We start from the raw sequence: 19,220 nt of genomic DNA on the forward strand, positions 1-19,220 counted from the left end.
GCGCACAGCGCGAAGGGCCGGACCCCACCACCCGGGGTCCGGCCCTTCGCGCTGTCTCAGGTGGACTCGCGGGCGATCGCCGTGGCGCCAAGGACGTCCCGTACGAGGGGTTCGGCGGCCGGGTCGCGGACCAGCCGGTCGACGAGCTCGGCGATCTCCCGGCCCGAGGGCAGGTCGACGCGGACGGTGCTCAGACGCGGCCGCAGCAGCCGCCCCAGCATCAGGTCGTCCGCCCCCATGACGGCTACGTCCCCGGGCACGTCGGCGCCCGCGTCCTGGAGGGCGCGCATCAGCAGCATCGCGTACTCGTCGTTGTACGCGAACACGGCGCCGGGCCCGCCGTCGCGCAGCTCGCGGGCGAGCCGGGCCGCGTCCTCCTCCTCGTACGAGAGCGGGAGCGGGACGGCTTCGGCGCCGGTGGCGCGGACACCTTCGAGGCGGGGCTCGGCGTAGGCGTCCAGGCCGTGCTCGCGCGGCATGACGACGCCGATCCGGTCGTGGCCGCGCGAGCGCAGGTGCTCGGCGGCGGCGCGGCCGACCGTGCGCTGGTCCATGAGCAGGGCGTGGGCGCCCTCGACAGGTTCGGGGCCGAGGGTGAGGACGGCCTTGGTGCCGGAGCGCCGGAGGACGGCGGTGCCGTCGGGTCCGATGCCGGTCGGGGCGAGGACGGCGACGGGGCGCAGTTCGGCCCAGGCGCGGGCGGCGTCCTCGCCGGTCAGGCCGACGCTGCCGTACTGGACGACGGTGTGGTCGAGGCGGCTGAGCGCCCACTGGAGTTCGTTGAGGAACGCGCTGTGGAGCGGGCCCGCGGGCATCTCCGGCGTGGGCAGCAGAACGATGCGGGTGTGGCCCGCGCGCAGGCTGCGGGCGGCGGCGTGCGGGACGTAGCCGAGTTCTCTGGCGGCCTCGCGGACGCGGTGCCGGGTGGGTTCGCTGATGCGGACGGCGCCGGTGTTGTTGAGGACGTAGCTGACGGTGGCGCGCGAGACCCCGGCCAGGCGCGCCACGTCGGCGCTCGTCGGCACGGAGGGCGCCACCGGCTCGGCGGGCTCGGCGGAGTCGCCGGACGTGAAGGACTCTCCGGACCTGGAGGAGGCGTCGGACGAGGGCGGGCGTGGGTCGGGCTGCTGGTTCGGTATCTGCACCATGACCCCCGGCATCCTTCCAGACCGCCCCGCGGCGACGGCCCCCGGGCGTGCCGTTGCGCGCCCGGACCGCTAACGTGCGTTCACCACAGGGGAATTGGAGGTGCCGTCGATGGCCACGGACACGCTGCCGGGTCTGCGGGACGCCGCACGGGCCCTCGCCGAGGGGACGACGTCCTCGCGCGCGCTGGTGGAACGGTCGCTGGAGCGGATCGAGGCCGCGCAGCCGGTGCTCAACGCGTTCCGGCTGGTGCGGGCCGAGGCCGCGCTCGCCGAGGCGGACACGGCGGACAAGCGGCTCGCCGCCGGGGAGCGGCTGCCGCTGCTCGGGGTGCCGGTGGCCGTCAAGGACGACATGGACGTGGCCGGGGAGCCGACCGCGTTCGGCTGCGCCGGCGACTTCCCGCCGCAGGTGCGGGACGCGGAGGCGGTGCGGCGGCTGCGCGCGGCGGGCGCGGTGATCGTCGGCAAGACCAACACGTGCGAGCTGGGCCAGTGGCCGTTCACGGAGGGTTCCGCGTTCGGCGAGACCCGCAACCCGTGGGCGCCGGGGCACACGCCGGGCGGCTCGTCCGGTGGTTCGGCCGCCGCCGTCGCCGCGGGCCTGGTGCCGGCGGCGCTGGGCTCGGACGGCGCGGGCAGTGTGCGGATCCCGGCGGCGTGGACGCATCTGGTGGGCATCAAGCCGCAGCGCGGGCGCATATCGACGTGGCCGTGGGCGGAGGCGTTCCAGGGCATCACGGTGAACGGGACGCTGGCGCGCACGGTCGGTGACGCCGCGCTGCTGCTCGACGCGGCGAGCGGCGCGCACGACGGCGATCTGCACCGCCCGCCCGCCGTGGAGGCGGCCGAGGCGGCGCGCCGCGATCCGGGACGGCTGCGGATCGCGCTGTCGCTGCGGATGCCGTTCACGGCGACGCCGAAGCGGCTGGACCCGCAGGTCAGGTCGCGGGTCGTGGCGCTCGCGGAGCGGCTCGCGGCGCTCGGGCACGACGTGGAGGAGGCGGATCCGCGCTACGGGCAGATCGGTCTGGCGTTCGTGCCGCGGGCGACGGCCGGGATCGCCGAGTGGGCGGAGCGGGTGCCCGATCCCTCGCTCCTGGACCCGCGGACCCGGGAGGCGGCCCGGATGGGCCGGGCGCTCGGCGGGGGGCCGCTGCGGCTCGCCCGGCGCGCCGAGGCGGCCCTGCACCGGCGGGTGGGCGCGGTGTTCGACACGTACGACGTGGTGCTCGCGCCGACGACGGCGACGCCCGCGCCCCGGATCGGCGCGATGGCGGGGCTCAGCGGCTGGCGCACGGACCGGGCGATGATCGCCGCGTGTCCGTACGCGTGGCCGTGGAACGTGCTGGGCTGGCCCGGGGTGAACGTGCCCGCGGGTCTGGCCGGCGGCGGCCTCCCGGTGGGCGCGCAGCTGCTCGGGCCCGCCCACAGCGAGCCGCTGCTGATCTCGCTGGCGGCTCAACTGGAGGCGGACCGGCGCTGGTTCGAGCACCGGCCGCCCGACTGCCGCTAGGACTCCTCCAGGGTGCGCCACAGTGCGGGTTCCTCGAAGCCGAGGGCCCACAGGACCGTGTCGCGCACCCCGTACCTGTGCAGCACCGGCAGATGCTCCGCGACACCGCGCGCGTCCTGGTACCAGACGTCGTGCTGCTCGCCGTCCTTGGTGTAGGTGAAGTGCGGGGTGCGGGACTCGGGGTCCAGGGTGTACGCGGCACCGACCTCGCGGCGCAGCGCCTCGGCCTGCCGCGAGGTGACGTGCCCGGCGCGGCCGGCCCTGCCGCGCGTCCAGTCCCAGCCGTAGGCGGGCAGCCCCATCTCCAGCTTTTCCAGGGGGACTTCGGCGGTGGCGCGGGTCAGGATCTCGTCGTACCACTGCGGGGTGGAGAGGGGGCCTGGCGTGCCGCCGGCGTCGTGCAGGTTGTACGCCATGACGCGCAGCCGGTCGGCGGCCGCCCCGAGGCGCTTGTAGTCCCAGATGCGGCCGGTGGAGCGGGTCTTGGGGCTGACGGTGACGACGCACTGTTTGTCCACGGCGTGCAGGCGGGCGCAGAGACCGGTGACGAAGTCGGCGAAGCCGTCACGTACGGCCGGGTACGTGGCCTCAGGGGTCGGCGCGATGGACTCGTAGTCGATGTCGAGCCCGTCGTAGGCGCGGCTGCGGACGACGGTGAGCAGGGTGTCGATGTGCGCGGCGCGCTGCTCCGGGCTGGTCATGACGGCGGCGAGGGCGCCGGGCGGCAGTTGTTCCATGACGGTCGGGACGACCTGGACCCCCCGGGCCCGCAGTCCGTCGATGATCGTCCGGTCACCGGCGCCCGGGAACCCGGCGACCTCGCCGGCGGAGCGGGTCTCGTACCAGAAGGGGCTGACGGTCCGCAGTTGCGCGGCGTGCGCGAGGGCCGACCGGTAGGCGTTCTCCTGGTCCCAGTACGGGAGCCAGGCGGAGACGGTGCGGGTCTTCTCGGGGACCGAAGGCGAGGGTGCCGGTTGCGAGGACCCCGAAGGCCGGGGAGCCGGAACCGAGGGCGGCGCCGGGTCCGACGAAGCCGTACGGGCGGCCGCCGGCGCGGGCAGAAGCGCCAGAACGGCCAGGACGGCAAGGGCCTTTGGGACCCAGCGGGATGTCCGGCCCGCCCTGACGGTGCGTCGCGGGCGCGGAGCGGGGGTGTGTCGTCGTGCCATGGTCCGAGCGTGTCGGCCCGGGGGTGGACCCGCCGCGCGGATTGCGCCGTCCAGGCTCTAACGTGACCCGCGTGACTGCCTTCAGGGATGACCCCGCGACCGACGCCGACACCTTCGCACAGCACCCGGGACGGGGCGGTGCGACCGCCACCGTCGAGGCCGAGCCGCGCGGGATCGGGCGGGTGCGCACCGAGTACGCGCCCGCGCACGACGGCGATCCGGACCCCGGGGAGATCGTGTGGACCTGGGTGCCCTACGAGGAGAACGACGGGCGGGGCAAGGACCGGCCCGTGCTCGTCGTGGCCCGTGAGGCGGCCGGCACGCTGCTCGCGGTGCAGTTGTCGAGCAAGCGGCACGACGACGACCGCGAGTGGGTGGCGATCGGCTCGGGGCCCTGGGACCGCGAGGGGCGGCCCTCGTGGGTGGACCTGGACCGGGTGCTGCGGGTGCACGAGCGCGGGATGCGGCGCGAGGCGTGCGCGCTGGACCGCGGCCGCTTCAACCTGGTGGTGCTGCGGCTGCGGGAGCGCTACGGCTGGCGCTGACCGGCGTCCCGTACGGGCGTCAGGACCCGCTCGAACGCCGAACGGGTCGTGGCGCCCCGGGTCCGGTCGAGGACACCGAACACGATCTCGTCGAAGGCGCCGGCGAAGCGTCCGGTGAGCAGGGCGCGGAACGCCTCGGCCACCTGCGCCGGATCGTTCTGGAACACGCCGCAGCCCCAGGCGCCGAGGACGAGTCTGCGGTAGCCGTGCGCGGCGGCGACCTCGAGGACCCGCTCGGCACGGGAGGCGAGCGCGGCGGGGATCTGTGCCACCCGATCGGGTGTGCGGGCCGCGATCACGCCCGCGTTCGGCGCGGGTGAGGTGAGGAAGCCGACCTCGTACGGCGTCTCCAGGAGGCGTCCGGTGTCGTCGCGGAAGACGGGCACCGCCGGGGCGTGGATCACCCGGTCCGTGTAGAAGACGTCCCGGTCGGCGCGGTGGTGGGCGTAGAACTCGGGGACCTCGACGAGGCAGGCGTAGAGCGCGGAGGCGCGGCAGACGGCCTCTTCCTGGGCCTGCGCGCCGTTCAGGTATCCGCCGCCCGGATTGCGGGCCGAGGCGAAGTTCAGGACCGCGACCGGCTCGGGGCGGGCGGCCGTCATGCGGCGGGCCGCGTCCAGGCTGCTCTCGCCGGTGACCGTGATCTCGGCCCGGCCGTCCCGGGGCAGCGCGGCGGGCACGGGCTCGGGACCGTACAGGCGGGTGCCCGCTCTGGCGCGGGCCACCACGTCCGCGATGCGGACGACGCGTCCGGTCCCCGTCGTGTACTCCCCCGCGCCGATGATCTTCTCCGTGTCCTGCGCGATCCCGCGCAGCCGGGCGCTCATGCCCGCTCCCCCGTCGTGCTCATGAACCGATCGTGAGCTTCCGGTGGCCGCCGGTGCAACAGGTTTTCCCGTCCTGGCGGACGCGCGAGGCGCACTCTTGTGCGATCCGCCGCGACCGTCTTGGGTGGGACGGGCGCCGCCGCACCGGCGGCGCCGGCACGGGCCCGAATCGACGGCGCGGTCCCCACCGGGGACCATGGAAGCGAACCGACCAGGAGGATCCCCGCATGACCGAGGGAGACTGTACGACGCTCGGTGACCTGGTCACCGAGACCGAGGCGGAGGCCCTGGTACAGGGCATCTGCTTCAAGACCGGCCCACCGCGCGCGGTGGGTGTGGAGCTGGAGTGGATCGTCCACGAGACGCACCGCCCCCGCCTCCCGTTACCGCCCGAACGGCTCGACGCGGCCTATGCCGCGCTGCGCGCCCTGCCGCTGAGCTCGGCGCTCACGGTGGAGCCCGGCGGCCAGCTGGAGCTCAGTTCGCTCCCCGCCGCCACCCTGACGGAATGCGTCTCGGCCGTACAGGCCGATCTGACCGCCGTCCGCACCGCACTCCGCGCCCACGGCCTCGTCCTGGCCGGCCACGGCACGGATCCGTGGCGCCCGCCCCGGCGGCTGCTGCGGCGCCCCCGCTACGACGCCCTGGAGGCCTCCCTCGACCGGGCGGGACCGGCCGGCCGCTCCATGATGTGTTCCTCCGCGTCGGTGCAGGTGTGCCTGGACGCCGGGTACGAGGAGCCGGGTCCGCTGGGGTACGCGCGGCGCTGGGTGCTCGGCCATCTGCTGGGCGCCGTGCTCGTCGCGGCCTTCGCCAACTCACCGATGCTGTCGGGCCGTCCGACGGGCTGGCGGTCGACGCGGCAGCTCCTGTGGGCGCGGATCGACGCGGGCCGTTCCGCGGCGCCGTCCCCGGACGGGGAGCCGCGGGAGGCATGGGCGCGGCGGGTGCTCGACGCGCCCGTGATGTGCGTGCGCAGCGCCGACGGGCCGTGGGAGGTGCCGGAGGGGCTGACGTTCCGGGACTGGGCGCGCACGGGGGAACCGCGCCGGCCGACCCGCGACGATCTCGACTACCACCTGACGACGCTGTTCCCTCCGGTGCGCCCGCGCGGCCATCTGGAACTGCGCATGATCGACGCGCAGCCGGGCGAGGACGGCTGGCTGGTGCCGCTCGCGGTGACGACGGCGCTGTTCGACGATCCGCAGGCCGCGGAGACCGCGTACCGGGCGGTGAAGCCGCTGGCCGAGCGGGCCGGGGAGCGTCCCGCTCCGCACAATCCGCTGTGGCGCGACGCGGCCCGTCTGGCGCTGACCGATCCCGAGCTGCGGGAGGCGGCGACGGCCTGTTTCGCGGCGGCGCTCGAGGCGCTGCCCCGGCTCGGCGCGGGCGCGGAGGTGCGGCGGGCGGTCGAGGACTTCCACCGCCGCTACGTGCTGCGCGGCCGCTGCCCGGCCGACGACGTGCTCGATCCGCTCACGCAACCGCCTGTCCAGGGGAGGACCGTCCGCTCATGACCACCGAGGAGAACCGCACCGACTTCCTCACCGATCCTGAGGCGCTGCGCGTCCGCGCGGTGGAGGCCCTGGAGGCGGCGCGCCGTCGCACCACCCTCCTGACGAGCTGTGTGGAGGATCCCGAACTGACCGCGCAGCACTCCCCGTTGATGTCGCCGCTGGTCTGGGACCTGGCTCACATCGGCAACCAGGAGGAGCAGTGGCTCCTGCGGGCGGTCGCGGGCCAGGAGGCGATGCGGCCCGAGATCGATCCGCTGTACGACGCCTTCGAGCACCCGCGTTCCGAGCGGCCGAAGCTGCCGCTGCTGGCGCCGGAGGAGGCGCGCGGCTATGCGGCGGACGTGCGCGGGCGGGCGCTGGACGTGCTGGAGAAGGCGGCGTTCGACGTGGACGGCCCGGCCCGGCTCACCCGGGCGGGGTTCGCGTTCGGCATGATCGCCCAGCACGAGCAGCAGCACGACGAGACGATGCTGATCACGCACCAGCTGAGGACGGGCGCGGCGGCCCTGACGGCTCCGGATCCGGAGCCGGCCGCCGCGCCGTTCGCGGGCCCTGCCGAAGTGCTGGTGCCCGGGGGCCCGTTCACGATGGGCACGTCGGCGGAGCCGTGGGCGCTGGACAACGAGCGGCCCGCGCACACGCGTGAGGTGGCCGCGTTCCACATCGACACGACACCGGTCTCGAACGCCGCGTACATGGAGTTCCTGGCCGACGGCGGCTACGAGGATCCGCGCTGGTGGGACCCGGCCGGCTGGGCGGCGGTCCGTGAACACGGCCTGCACGCGCCGCTGTTCTGGCGGCGCGAGGCGGGCGACTGGGTGCGCCGCCGGTTCGGCGTGACGGAGTTGGTGCCGCCGGACGAGCCGGTGCTGCATGTGAGCTGGTACGAGGCGGACGCCTACGCCCGCTGGGCGGGGCGGCGGCTGCCGACCGAGGAGGAGTGGGAGAAGGCGGCCCGGCACGATCCGGTGACGGGCCGCTCGCGGCGCTATCCGTGGGGCGACGCCGATCCGACGCCGGAGCGCGCCAATCTCGGCCAGCGGCATCTGCGTCCGGCTCCGGTCGGCAGCTGTCCGGAGGGTGAATCGCCGCTCGGAGTGCGGCAGTTGATCGGGGACGTGTGGGAGTGGACGTCCAGCGACTTCGCCCCGTATCCCGGGTTCGTGGCGTATCCGTACCGGGAGTACTCGGAGGTGTTCTTCGGGCCGGAGTACAAGGTGCTGCGGGGCGGTTCGTTCGCGGTGGCCGATGTGGCCTGCCGGGGCACGTTCCGCAACTGGGACTATCCGGTGCGGCGGCAGATCTTCTCCGGGTTCCGCACCGCCCGCGACGCCGGACCGGTCGCCCGGGAGGCCCGCTGATGTGCCGTCATCTGGCCTATGTGGGGCCGCCGGTGGCGCTGGGTGAGGTGCTCGACGCTCCACCGCACAGTCTGTTCCGGCAGTCGTGGGAACCGCGCCGGCAGCGGCACGGCACCGTCAACGCGGACGGGTTCGGGGTCGGCTGGTACGCGGAGGGCGACCCGGTGCCGGGCCGCTACCGGCGGGCCGCGCCGATCTGGGGCGACCAGTCGTACGCCGATCTGGCCCGGGTGGTCCGCTCGGGCGCGCTGCTCGCCGCCGTCCGGGACGCGACGGTGGGCGGCGCCGACGGCGAGGCGGCCGCCGCCCCGTACGCGGCCGGTCCCTGGCTGTTCAGTCACAACGGCGCGGTGCCCGGCTGGCCGCGTTCGCTGACCCCGCTCGTGCACACCCTGCCGGCGGCCGACCTGCTGTCGCTGGAGGCCCGCTGCGACGCCGCGTTCCTGTGGGCGCTGGTGCTGCAGCGGCTGCGCGCCGGTGATCCGGGGCCGCAGGCGCTCGCCGACACCGTCGTCGAGGTCGCCGAGGCGGCGCCGGGTGCCCGGCTCAACTTCCTGCTGACCGACGGCGAGACGATCGCCGCGACCGCCTGGGGCGACACCCTCTGGTACCTGGCCGAGCCCGGGAACCGCACCGTCGTCGCCTCCGAGCCCTACGACGACGATCCGCACTGGACCGAGGTGCCCGACCGCACGCTGCTCGCGGCGAACCGCACCGACGTCCTGCTGACCCCGCTCAAGGAGCCATCCGCGTGAGCCCGTTCCAGCTGACCCGCACCCTGCCCGAGCACGCCACGGAGGCCGCGCTGCGCTCCGACGTGCTGCACGGGCTGACCCGCACGCCCAAGACGCTGCCGCCGAAGTGGTTCTACGACGCGCGCGGCAGCGAGCTGTTCGACCGGATCACCGAGCTGCCCGAGTACTACCCGACCCGGGCCGAGCGGGAGATCCTGCTTGCGCGAGCCGGTGAGATCGCCGCCGCGACCGGCGCCCGCACCCTGGTCGAGCTGGGTTCCGGCTCGTCGGACAAGACGCGGCACCTCCTGGAGGAGTTCAGCGGCCTGGAGGCGTACGTGCCGGTGGACGTGAGCGAGAGCGCGCTCCGGGGCGCCGGGAGGACGCTGCTCGCCGAGCATCCCGGGCTGACCATCCACGCGCTGCTCGCGGACTTCACGGCCGGCCTCACGCTGCCGGACACGCCGGGGCCGCGCCTGGTGGCGTTCCTCGGCGGCACGATCGGGAACCTGCTGCCCGACGAGCGCGCCGCGTTCCTCGCCTCCGTACGGGACATGCTGGCGCCCGGTGACTTCTTCCTGCTGGGCACGGACCTCGTGAAGGAGCCGTCGGTGCTGGTGGCGGCGTACGACGACGCGGCGGGTGTGACGGCCGCGTTCGACAAGAACGTGCTGTCGGTCGTGAACCGGGAGCTCGGCGCCGACTTCGATCTGGACGCGTTCGCGCACGTCGCGGTGTGGGACGCGGAGCACGAGTGGATCGAGATGCGGCTGCGGGCCGAGAGCGCGCAGTCCGTGAAGATCCCCGCGCTCGATCTGGCGGTGGACTTCGCGGCCGGCGAGGAGATGCGCACGGAGGTGTCGGCGAAGTTCCGGCGCGCCGGGGTCGAGCGGGAGCTCGGGGCCGCGGGTCTGGAGACGGTGCGCTGGTGGACGGACTCCGAGGGCCGCTTCGCCCTGTCCCTGAGCACGCCCGCCGTCTGACGGCTCAGGGGCCCCGTTCGTCGAGGCGGCGGGTGATCTCGCGGGACGCCTGCCGCGCGGCGGGGCCGGGGGCGGCGCCGCGCAGGACGTCGGACATGTACGTCTTGATGGGGTTGTCCGCCTCGACGGTCGCCCAGAGCGGGGACGCCGGGGTGGCCCGGCCGTGGGCGGCGCCGACGGCCATGGCGGCGACGCCCGGTTCTCCGGCCACGGCCGGGGCGAGGGTCGTCTTGTTCGGCACGTAGTCCATGGTCCTGGCCAGGTCGGTGTTCCACTTCTCCCCGGCGAGGGCCTTGATCACTTCGAGGGCGCCCGAGCGGTCGTCGGTGTTCGCGGGGACGACGAGGTCCGAGCCGCCGGTGAACACGGCGCCCGCGCGGGCGGCGGTCTTGCCGGGGATCGGGAAGTAGCCCAGTCTGCCCTTGAGTTCCGGATTCTTGGCGAGGATCGCCTGGGTGGCACCGGGCACGGAGATGATCTGCGCGATGTCGCCGCCCGCGAACTCCTCGGCCTGCGGCGGGTGTTCCTCGTCGGCGTCCTTCGGGCCGTCGCCGAGGGCCTGCAGCTGCTGGTAGAAGGCCATGCCGCGCAGGGCGGCGGGACTGTCGAGGGCGCCGGTCCAGGTGCCGGCGGACTCGCGGGCGAGCTCGCCGCCCTCGTCCCAGATGAACCCGGAGAGCGTGTACCAGTCCTGTCCGGCGAGGTAGATGCCCTGCTGCCCCGGGGTGTCGAGGCGGCGGGTCAGGGTGAGCCATTCGTCACGGGTCTTCGGCGGCCGCTTGATGCCGGCTCGGGCGAAGAGGTCCTTGTTGTAGATCACGACGCGGTTGGCGGCGTACCAGGGGACGCCGTACTGGCGGGCGCGGTCGACGCCGGGTTCGGCGAGGCCGGGGAGCCAGTCGTCCATGCCGAGGTCGCGGGCCGCCTCCAGGGACAGGTCGAGGAGGCCGTCGGTGTCGATGTACGTGGGCAGTTGGGTGTTGCCGACCTCGATGACGTCGGGGCCGCCGGCGCCCCCGGCCTTGAGCGCGGTGGTGACCTTCTGGCCGATGTTCGTCCACTCCTGGACGCGGATGTCGAGGCGCAGGTCGTCGTGCTCGGCCTCGAACCGGCGGGTGAAGCGGTCGACGAAGGCGTCGGACGCGCTGCCTTTCATCAGCCAGACGGTGACCGTGCGCGGTTCGGCCGTGCCGCCCGGGAGGGACCCGCACGCCGTGAGGAGCGTGCCGGTCACGACGGCGAGGGAACTCAGGGACAACAGGGCTCGACGGGATCTCACGCGGGGTCGCTTTCTGCCTGAGGACAGGGGTGGTTCGCCCGACGTGGGGGACGAGCGCGCGGCTCGAACGGGTGTGACCGGGATTTTGGTATGGACCAATGGCCCGGTCAAGGGGTACGGAGAAGTAGCCGGACCGGTTCGCGCGCACGCACGGTGACCGGCACCGTCTCCCCGTGGCGGACCCGGCCGCCCTGGGGCACGGTGGAAGCATGTCGAACCACACGTACCGCGTCACCGAGATCGTCGGCACCTCGCACGAAGGCGTCGACCAGGCGATCCGCAACGGCATCGCACGGGCCTCCCAGACCCTGCGCAACCTCGACTGGTTCGAGGTCACGCAGGTGCGGGGCCAGATCGTGGACGGCCGGCCGGAGCACTATCAGGTCGGCCTCAAGGTCGGGTTCCGCCTCGACGGGGAGGAGTGACCCCGGGGCCGTGCCTCAGGTGCGGCCCTCACGCTCCTGCGCGTCCTTCAGCGCCGCCGACGGGCTCGCCCAGCGGGCCCGTACGACGGTGAACCCGGCGCGCTCGGCCTCCAGGCACACCAGCTCGTCGTCGTCCACCAGCATGCGCACGGTCCGGCCGCGCGCCAGCCGGCGCAGCGTCGCGAGCTTCGTGACGCGGGCCGGCCTGCGGTCTGCGTTGCGCCGCATGTGCAGCGCGCCCTCGGGCAGCCCGTGCCGGGTGAGCCAGGCCAGCGTGTCCGCGCGGCACCGCTCGGGGCGCCCGGTGAGATAGACGACCTCGCACTCCTGCGCGCTCTTGCGGGCCAGCGCCACGCCCTCGGGGAGCGGCGGGTCGAGCGGCGCGGCCGCGAAGAACCCGGCCCAGTCCCGCGGCTTGCGCTCCAGGTACTTCTGCCGGTGCGCGGTGTCGGCGAGCGTCCCGTCGAGGTCGAACACGGCCAGGTCACGGCGTACGTCGGAGGTCACCGGGCCACTTTAGTTCGCGCGGCGGCCTCTGAGGGACGCACGGGAATCATCTCCGCGCCCGCGCGTTGAACCAGGACGTGACCACCGTGCCCGACACCGTTCGCTTCTCCGTCCTCGACCGTTCCCGCACCCGCGAGGGCTCGACCGCCGCACAGGCGCTGCGGGACACCGTCGCGCTCGCTCAGGACCTGGAGCGGCTCGGGTACCACCGTGTCTGGGTGTCGGAGCATCACGGGGTGCCGGGCGTCGCCGGTTCCGCGCCGACCGTGCTGGCCGCCGCCGTGGCCGCCGCCACCCGCACGATCCGGGTCGGGACGGGCGGTGTGATGCTGCCCAACCATCAGCCGCTGGTGGTCGCCGAGCAGTTCGGGGTCCTCGAGTCGCTGTTTCCGGGGCGGATCGACATGGGGCTCGGCCGGTCCGTCGGGTTCACCGACGGGGTGCGCCGCGCGCTCGGGCGGGACAAGGACTACGCGGACGACTTCGCGGGGCAGCTCGACGAGCTCCTCGCGTTCTTCACCGGCACCTCCCCCACCCGGGTGCACGCCCGGCCCTCGGAAGGGCTCACCGTGCCGCCGTTCGTGCTCGCGATGGGCGAGGGCGCGACGATCGCCGCCCGCGCGGGCCTGCCGATGGTCATCGGCGACTTCCGCAACCGGTCGAAGATGCTGCGCGGCATCGACCGTTACCGCGCGGAGTTCCGCCCCTCCCCCTGGGCGGCCGAGCCGTACGTCGTGATCTCCGGGACGGTCGCCGTCGCCGGCAGCGAGCCGGAGGCGCGGCGGCTGCTGATCCCCGAGGCCTGGTCGGCGGCGCACTCCCGCACGCACGGCACGTTCCCGCCGCTGCCGCCCGCGGAGCGGATCACCGCGCTCGACATGACGCCCAAGGAGCGCGAGCTGTACGAGTCCGGGCTGCACGGCCACATCGTCGGCACGGAGCAGCAGGTCGCGGACGAGCTGGCGGCCGTGATCAAGGAGAGCGGCGCGCAGGAGGTGCTGGTCACGACGAGCACGTACGACCGTGAGGGGCTGCTGGAGTCCTACCGCAGACTCGCCCGGGTCGCCCGCCTCGCCGCGGCCTAGGATCGTGGGGTTTGTCCCAGCCCCTCGGGACGCACCCGTCCCGCCCGCACCAGCACGTACGACCGGAGCTCCGCCCATGCCGCACGCCGCCCCGCCCGATCCCCGCCACGACGGCTTCGTCCGGGTGCGGGGCGCCCGCGAGCACAATCTGCGGGGAGTCGACGTGGACATCCCGCGCGACGTCCTCGCCGTGTTCACCGGGGTGTCCGGCTCGGGCAAGTCCTCGCTGGCGTTCGGCACGGTGTACGCGGAGGCGCAGCGCCGCTACTTCGAGTCCGTCGCCCCGTACGCGCGGCGTCTGATCCACCAGGTGGGGGCGCCTCGGGTCGGTTCGATCACGGGGCTGCCGCCCGCGGTGTCGCTCCAGCAGAGCCGCTCCGCGCCGACCTCCCGGTCCTCGGTCGGCACGGTCACGACGCTGTCGAACTCGCTGCGGATGCTGTTCTCGCGGGCCGGCGACTATCCGGAGGGCGCCGAGCGGCTGGACTCCGACGCCTTCTCGTCGAACACGGCGGCGGGCGCCTGCCCGGAGTGCCACGGCCTGGGTCTGATCCACCGCACGACCGAGGAGCTGCTCGTCCCCGATCCGTCCCTCTCCGTCCGCGAGGGCGCGGTCGCGGCCTGGCCGGGTGCCTGGCAGGGCAAGAACCTGCGGGACATCCTCGACACGCTCGGCCACGACGTGGACCGGCCCTGGCGGGAGCTGCCACAGGCCGACCGGGACTGGATCCTGTTCACCGACGAGCAGCCGGTGGTGACGGTGCATCCGGTGCGGGACGCGGACCGGATCCAGCGCCCGTACCAGGGCACGTACATGAGCGCCGACCGGTATGTGATGAAGACGTTCGCGGACTCCAAGAGCGCCACGCTGCGGGCGAAGGCGGAGAAGTTCCTGAAGAGCGAGCCGTGCCCGGTGTGCGGCGGGGCCCGGCTGCGCAAGGAGGCGCTCGCGGTCACGTTCGCGGGCCGCACGATCGCGGAGCTGGCCCGGATGCCGCTGTCGGAGCTGTCCGCGCTGCTCGACCTGCCGGACGGCGTGTCGGAGACGGCGCGGGTGCTGACCGAGGACCTGCGGGCCCGGATCGCCACGGTGACCGAGCTGGGGCTCGGCTATCTGGGCCTGGACCGGCCGACGCCCACCCTGTCGGCGGGCGAGCTCCAACGCCTGCGGCTGGCAACGCAGTTGAGGTCGGGGCTCTTTGGCGTGGTGTACGTGCTCGACGAGCCGTCGGCCGGGCTGCACCCCGCCGACACCGAGTCCCTGCTGACGGTGCTCGACCGGCTGAAGGACGCGGGGAACTCGGTGTTCGTGGTCGAGCACCACCTCGACGTGATGCGCCGCGCGGACTGGCTGGTCGACGTCGGCCCGCTGGCGGGCGAGCACGGCGGGCAGGTGCTGCACAGCGGCCCGGTGGAGGCGCTGCGGGAGGTCGAGGGGTCGGCGACGGCCCGCTTCCTCTTCGACGACTCACCGGTGACGCCACGCCAGCCCCGTACACCCACCGGCTGGTTGAAGATCGGCCCGGTGACGCGGCACAACCTCCGCGACGTCACGGCCGAACTGCCGCTCGGGGCGTTCACGGCGGTCACGGGTGTGTCCGGCTCCGGCAAGTCGACGCTGATCGGCGAGATCACCGAGGAACTGGAGGGCGTGGGGCGGCTCGTGGTCGTCGACCAGAAGCCGATCGGCCGCACCCCGCGCTCCAACCTGGCCACGTACACCGGACTGTTCGACGTCGTGCGCAAGGTGTTCGCCGCCACGGACGAGGCGAAGGCCCGCCGGTACGGTGTCGGCCGGTTCTCCTTCAACGTGGCGGGCGGGCGCTGCGAGACCTGCCAGGGCGAGGGCTTCGTCAGTGTCGAGCTGCTGTTCCTGCCGAGCACGTACGCGCCGTGCCCGGACTGCGCGGGGGCCCGCTACAACCCGCCGACCCTCGAAGTCACCCACCGGGGGCGGAACATCGCGGAGGTGCTCGACCTGACGGTGGACGCGGCGGCGGAGTTCTTCGCGGACGACGCGGCGGCGAGTGCCGTCCTGCGCAGCCTGCGGACCTTGCGGGAGGTCGGCCTCGGCTATCTGCGGCTCGGCCAGCCCGCGACCGAGCTGTCCGGCGGCGAGGCCCAGCGGATCAAGCTGGCCGGTGAGCTGCAGCGGGTGCGGCGCGGGCACACCCTGTACCTGCTGGACGAGCCGACGACGGGTCTGCATCCGGCGGACGTCGAGGTGCTGCTGCGCCAGCTGCACGGGCTCGTCGACGCGGGGAACTCGGTGGTGGTCGTCGAGCACGACATGAGCGTGGTCGCCGGCGCCGACTGGGTCGTGGACCTGGGGCCCGGCGGCGGTGACGCGGGCGGGCGGATCGTCGTGGCGGGCCCGCCCGCGACGGTGGCGGCGGCGCCGGTCAGCCGCACCGCGCCCTATCTGGCGCGGGCGCTGGGCGGCGGCTGACCGGCCGCGTCCGCGACCGCGCGCCGCAGCACGCCCTTGGCGAGTTTGCCGGTCGGGGTGCGCGGCAGTTCGGGCACGAACGCGACCTGGCGCGGCACCTTGTAGTGCGCGATGCGGTCCCGCACATACGCGATGAGGTCGCGCCCCAACTCAGGTCCGGCATCGGTGCCTTCGGCGGCCTGGACGAAGGCGTGGACCGCCTCCCCCATCTCCTCGTCGGGCACGCCGATGACCGCGACGTCGGCGACGGCCGGATGCAGCACGAGGCAGTCCTCGATCTCCTGCGGGTAGATGTTCACGCCGCCCGAGATGATCGTGAAGGCCCTGCGGTCGGTGAGGTAGAGGTAGCCGTCCTCGTCGACGTGGCCGATGTCGCCGGTCGTGGTCCAGTTCGGGTGCTCGGGGTGCTGGGCCTCGCGGGTGCGGCCGTCGTCGCGGTGGTAGCGGAAGGGGAGTTCCTCGCGCTCGAAGTAGACCGTGCCGGTCTCCCCCGGCGGCAGCACCTTCCCGGCCTCGTCGCAGATCCGCAGCTCCCCCAGGAGCCCGCCCCGCCCCACCGAGCCGGGCCGCGCGAGCCACTCCCGGGGGCTGATGAAGGTGATGCCGTTGGCCTCGGTCGACGCGTAGTACTCGTGCAGGACGGGCCCCCACCAGTCCATCATCCGCCGCTTGACCTCGACGGGGCAGGGCGCCGCCGCGTGGATGGCGACCTTCATCGACGACACGTCGTACGCGGCGCGCTCCGCGTCGGGCAGTTTGAGCATGCGGACGAACATGGTCGGCACCCACTGGCTGTGCGTGACCCGGTGCCGTTCGATCGCGGCCAGCGACTCACGTGCGTCGAAGGTCTTCATCAGGACGACCGTGCCGCCGGTCGCGGTGACGGTGTAGCAGAACCGCAGCGGGGCCGCGTGGTAGAGCGGCGCCGGGCACAGGTAGACGGTGTCCTCGTCGAAGCCGTACATGGGCTGGAAGAGCAGCTGGTACGTGGACGGGTCGGTGCGGATGTCGCCTTCGGGCAGGTCGGGTTCGATGCCTTTGGGGCGGCCAGTCGTGCCGGACGAGTAGAGCATGTCGGCACCGCGCGGCTGCACGGCGGGCGGTTCGGGGGACGCGGCGGCCAGCGCGCGGTCGTAGCTGCCGTCGTCGAAGCCGAGCCGGTGCCGCACCTCGGGCACGAGCTCCTCGACGCGGTCGCCCATCGCGTCGAGCGCCCCGGAGACGACGAGCGCGCTCGCCCCGCAGTCGCGCACGATGTACGCGGCTTCCTCGGCGGTGAGGTGGTGGTTGACGGCGGTCAGGTAGAGGCCGGACCGCAGCGCGGCCCAGTAGACCTCCAGGACGCGCGGGTCGTTGTCGGACAGCAGGGCCACGTGGTCGCCTCTGCGCAGGCCCGCGGTGCGCAGGTGGTCCGCGAGGCGCAGCGAGTTCTCCTCTAGGCGCCCGTAGGTGAGGGTGACGGTGCCGTCGGCCGTGACGACGGCCGGCCTGGCTCGGTCGTACGCTCCCGGATACATGCGGCGACGGTACCCGCAAGAGGTGACGGTACGTCAGGGGTGTGCCGGAGGTTGTCCGTTCCCTCCGGGCACACGTCCCCGGGTGTCAGCCGAGCCGGTCCAGGATGTCCGGCCAGAGGTGGTCGCGGCTGCGCCATCCCTGCCAGCGTTCGTCGCCGTACAGGACGAGGGCCAGGGCCTCGTCGAGGGTGACCGTGTCGCGGCCGAGGATCTCGCGCACCACCACGACGGCCGCCCGCGCCCCGGCCGTCCCGGCCCCGGCGAGCCGGCCCAGCGCGCGGGCGGGTTCGGTGGGGTCCGTGGCGCGGACCCGGTCCACCAGCGGGGTCAGCCAGCGCGCCCAGCGCTCGTACGGGGGCAGGTCCGCGTTCTGTTCGGCGCGGGCGATCACCGGTTCGAGGGCCGCGGCGAGCCGGGCGTAGTACGCGTCGACCGTGCCGGTGACGTGCGGGTACTCGACCTGGAAGTGCTCCCAGCCCACGTTCGCGAAGTCATAGATCTCGTTGAGCCACCAGCGTCCGCCGGGGCACAGCAGCACGTCGCCGGACAGGACGAACGCCGACCGCAGCACGTCGAAGTCGACGGGGCCCAGTTCGGAGAGGAGCACGGCGTCGTACAGGTCCTTGCCCTGCGGATGCATGTCGCTGATCAGCCACACGATCTTCCATGCGAGGGAGAGACCGGGGGTGACGGTCAGCAGGGTGCTGGGCGGGCCGTCGCCGAGCGGGTTCAGGGTCGTGCGGATTGCGGGCTCGGCGAGCGGCTCGTCGTACACGACGTCGATCTGCACGGTGCCGCCGGCGGTGCCGGGCGCCGTCCAGGGGAGCAGAAGCCGGTGTCCCGGCACCCGGTCGTACGTCCAGATGTCCTCGGTGACCGCCCCGGCCGCGTCGATCCACACCAAGGAGTCCGGCCAGGCGGCGGACGCCGCCTGTGCCGCGGCGGCGATCTGCGGGAACAGTCCGGCCGCCTCGGGGCCCTCGAACGCCCATCCCTCGGGCGCGACGAAGTCCAGGTCGCCGGGCTCCCGGGCGTCCTCCCCGCACCAGGTCGCCATCAGCACGCTGCCGCGCAGGACGAGGCGGGCGCCGAGGGGGCTGTCCGCCACGGCCGCCAGCACGAGGTCGAGGGCGGTGCGGCGGGCCCGGAACCAGGTGTTCGCCTCGCGGTCGTCGGTGAAGCGGGGGTCGCCCGCGCGGTAGGCGTTCGGGTACTGGGTCAGCGCCGGGTCGAAGACCGCGGGCTGGGTGAGGCCCTCGGGGGCGGGGAGGAGTGTGCGGGGCACTGCGTGGCCCGGGCGGGTGTGTCGGTCGGTCGGGGCGGTGTGGGGGATCGGGGCGCCCGGGGTGAGGGCGCGGGTCCAGGGGTCGGGTTTCATGCGGGGCTCCTCTCCGGAGCGGGGGTGTCGTGAGCGCTCGGGTTCGGCCGCTTCGTCGCGGGCGGGCGGCCGGTGGTGGCTTGTCGCGCAGTTCCCCGCGCCCCTGAAGTGCGCACTGCGTGCGCCACTTCAGGGGTGCCGGTCAGCCAGCCCGCGTCCAGGTCCAGGTGGGTGTCGTGGAACACGTACTCGCGTTCCGTCTCCGCCACTTGGGCGTCGGGCAACTCGGCCAGCAGGGCTTCCAGGCGGCGGTGGGCCGTGCTCGCGCCCACCGCGTGGCAGCGCTGGGTCACGAAGCGCTCCTGCATTCCATCGGGTCTGATGCGGCGGGCATTGCGGGAGAGGTGGGCGCCGTGGGTGACGACGCGGGCCGCGAGAGCGTCCAGGTCGGCCTCGGCCGGGAGCAGGAGCTTGACGTGGTGCTCGAAGTGGAGGTGGCTCGGGGCGAGTCGGGCCTCGGCGTCGGTCTGCGGGACGCCGGACGCCCACGGGGTCGTCTCCGCCTTGGTCCGCAGGACCGGGAAGCCGGCGTGCGCGAGGGCGGCCGCGGTCTCGGCCACCGTCGTGCGGAGCCAGGCGTCGGCGCGGCCGTGGCCGCGGAGGGTGACCATGGGCTGGGAGGGGTGGTGGCCGCGGGCCAGGACGATGTGGGTGAAGCCGAGTCCGTGCGCGGCGGCCCAGTCGGCGAGGCGTCCGACGGCGGACTCGTCCCCGGCGTCGACGGTGAGATGGGCCTCCAGGTCCCCCTCGTGGCGGGCCGGGCCGTGCTGCGTGATCATCCGC

At 74.1% G+C, this 19,220-nt stretch carries 17 protein-coding genes; 9 read left to right on the forward strand and 8 right to left on the reverse strand.

Going from position 1 to position 19,220, the window contains the following annotated elements; genetic code table 11:
• Positions 1-56: 56 nt before the first annotated feature.
• On the reverse strand, positions 57-1,160 hold the full coding sequence (locus IAG42_RS04070) for a LacI family DNA-binding transcriptional regulator (protein ID WP_394811189.1): 1,104 nt from the start codon (positions 1,158-1,160) through the stop codon (positions 57-59).
• A gap of 97 nt (positions 1,161-1,257) precedes the next feature.
• On the opposite strand from IAG42_RS04070, the gene IAG42_RS04075 reads away from it, so the two are divergent.
• Positions 1,258-2,661 (forward strand): amidase, encoded by a 1,404-nt coding sequence (locus IAG42_RS04075; protein ID WP_188335637.1) that lies wholly within the window; start codon positions 1,258-1,260, stop codon positions 2,659-2,661.
• On the opposite strand, the gene IAG42_RS04080 is transcribed toward IAG42_RS04075, so the two are convergent.
• On the reverse strand, positions 2,658-3,830 hold the full coding sequence (locus IAG42_RS04080; protein ID WP_188335638.1) for a glycosyl hydrolase family 18 protein: 1,173 nt from the start codon (positions 3,828-3,830) through the stop codon (positions 2,658-2,660). The genes IAG42_RS04075 and IAG42_RS04080 overlap by 4 nt on opposite strands.
• Before the next feature lie 71 nt (positions 3,831-3,901).
• Here IAG42_RS04080 and IAG42_RS04085 point away from each other — a divergent pair, with 71 nt between their 5' ends.
• Positions 3,902-4,375 carry a type II toxin-antitoxin system PemK/MazF family toxin gene (locus IAG42_RS04085; protein WP_188335639.1) on the forward strand — a complete coding sequence of 158 codons (474 nt, stop codon included), beginning with the start codon at positions 3,902-3,904 and terminating at the stop codon, positions 4,373-4,375.
• On the opposite strand, the gene IAG42_RS04090 is transcribed toward IAG42_RS04085, so the two are convergent.
• Complete coding sequence (locus IAG42_RS04090) at positions 4,360-5,202, reverse strand: TIGR02452 family protein (protein WP_188335640.1); 843 nt, start codon at positions 5,200-5,202, stop codon at positions 4,360-4,362. The two genes, IAG42_RS04085 and IAG42_RS04090, sit on opposite strands and share 16 nt — an antisense overlap.
• A gap of 227 nt (positions 5,203-5,429) precedes the next feature.
• Between IAG42_RS04090 and egtA the strand changes: the two genes are divergently transcribed.
• Genes egtA through egtD form a run of 4 tightly spaced genes read left to right on the forward strand, consistent with a single transcriptional unit; the run spans position 5,430 to position 9,797 of the window.
• Positions 5,430-6,719: an ergothioneine biosynthesis glutamate--cysteine ligase EgtA gene (egtA, locus tag IAG42_RS04095; protein ID WP_188335641.1), complete on the forward strand. Its 1,290-nt coding sequence runs from the start codon at positions 5,430-5,432 to the stop codon at positions 6,717-6,719.
• Positions 6,716-8,080, forward strand: a complete 1,365-nt coding sequence (egtB, locus tag IAG42_RS04100; RefSeq protein WP_188335642.1) for an ergothioneine biosynthesis protein EgtB — start codon at positions 6,716-6,718, stop codon at positions 8,078-8,080. Before egtA ends, egtB begins: the two co-directional genes overlap by 4 nt.
• Positions 8,080-8,835: an ergothioneine biosynthesis protein EgtC gene (egtC, locus tag IAG42_RS04105; protein ID WP_188335643.1), complete on the forward strand. Its 756-nt coding sequence runs from the start codon at positions 8,080-8,082 to the stop codon at positions 8,833-8,835. The genes egtB and egtC overlap by 1 nt, the downstream gene beginning before the upstream one ends.
• Positions 8,832-9,797, forward strand: a complete 966-nt coding sequence (gene egtD / locus IAG42_RS04110) for an L-histidine N(alpha)-methyltransferase (RefSeq protein ID WP_188335644.1) — start codon at positions 8,832-8,834, stop codon at positions 9,795-9,797. Before egtC ends, egtD begins: the two co-directional genes overlap by 4 nt.
• Positions 9,798-9,801: 4 nt before the next feature.
• On the opposite strand, the gene IAG42_RS04115 is transcribed toward egtD, so the two are convergent.
• Positions 9,802-11,031 carry an extracellular solute-binding protein gene (locus tag IAG42_RS04115; protein ID WP_188335645.1) on the reverse strand — a complete coding sequence of 410 codons (1,230 nt, stop codon included), beginning with the start codon at positions 11,029-11,031 and terminating at the stop codon, positions 9,802-9,804.
• A gap of 254 nt (positions 11,032-11,285) precedes the next feature.
• Between IAG42_RS04115 and IAG42_RS04120 the strand changes: the two genes are divergently transcribed.
• Entirely contained in the window at positions 11,286-11,501 is a 216-nt protein-coding gene (locus IAG42_RS04120) for a dodecin (RefSeq protein WP_188335646.1), read from the forward strand.
• 15 nt (positions 11,502-11,516) lie between these two features.
• On the opposite strand, the gene IAG42_RS04125 is transcribed toward IAG42_RS04120, so the two are convergent.
• Positions 11,517-12,008 (reverse strand): phosphatase domain-containing protein, encoded by a 492-nt coding sequence (locus tag IAG42_RS04125; RefSeq protein ID WP_188335647.1) that lies wholly within the window; start codon positions 12,006-12,008, stop codon positions 11,517-11,519.
• 77 nt (positions 12,009-12,085) lie between these two features.
• On the opposite strand from IAG42_RS04125, the gene IAG42_RS04130 reads away from it, so the two are divergent.
• Positions 12,086-13,093, forward strand: a complete 1,008-nt coding sequence (locus tag IAG42_RS04130) for an LLM class flavin-dependent oxidoreductase (RefSeq protein ID WP_188335648.1) — start codon at positions 12,086-12,088, stop codon at positions 13,091-13,093.
• Between the two features lie 76 nt (positions 13,094-13,169).
• On the forward strand, positions 13,170-15,542 hold the full coding sequence (locus IAG42_RS04135) for an ATP-binding cassette domain-containing protein (RefSeq protein WP_188335649.1): 2,373 nt from the start codon (positions 13,170-13,172) through the stop codon (positions 15,540-15,542).
• On the opposite strand, the gene IAG42_RS04140 is transcribed toward IAG42_RS04135, so the two are convergent.
• The 3 genes from IAG42_RS04140 to IAG42_RS04150 form a co-directional block, all read right to left on the reverse strand.
• Positions 15,512-17,059, reverse strand: coding sequence for an acyl-CoA synthetase (locus IAG42_RS04140; RefSeq protein WP_188335650.1), 1,548 nt, complete (start codon positions 17,057-17,059; stop codon positions 15,512-15,514). The two genes, IAG42_RS04135 and IAG42_RS04140, sit on opposite strands and share 31 nt — an antisense overlap.
• Positions 17,060-17,144: 85 nt before the next feature.
• Entirely contained in the window at positions 17,145-18,437 is a 1,293-nt protein-coding gene (locus IAG42_RS04145) for a nucleotidyl transferase AbiEii/AbiGii toxin family protein (protein ID WP_188335651.1), read from the reverse strand.
• A complete protein-coding gene (locus IAG42_RS04150; RefSeq protein ID WP_188335652.1) occupies positions 18,434-19,216 on the reverse strand; it encodes a hypothetical protein in 783 nt (260 codons plus the stop codon). Before IAG42_RS04150 ends, IAG42_RS04145 begins: the two co-directional genes overlap by 4 nt.
• Positions 19,217-19,220: the final 4 nt, after the last annotated feature.

Source organism: Streptomyces xanthii (assembly GCF_014621695.1).
GTDB classification, from domain to species: domain Bacteria; phylum Actinomycetota; class Actinomycetes; order Streptomycetales; family Streptomycetaceae; genus Streptomyces; species Streptomyces xanthii.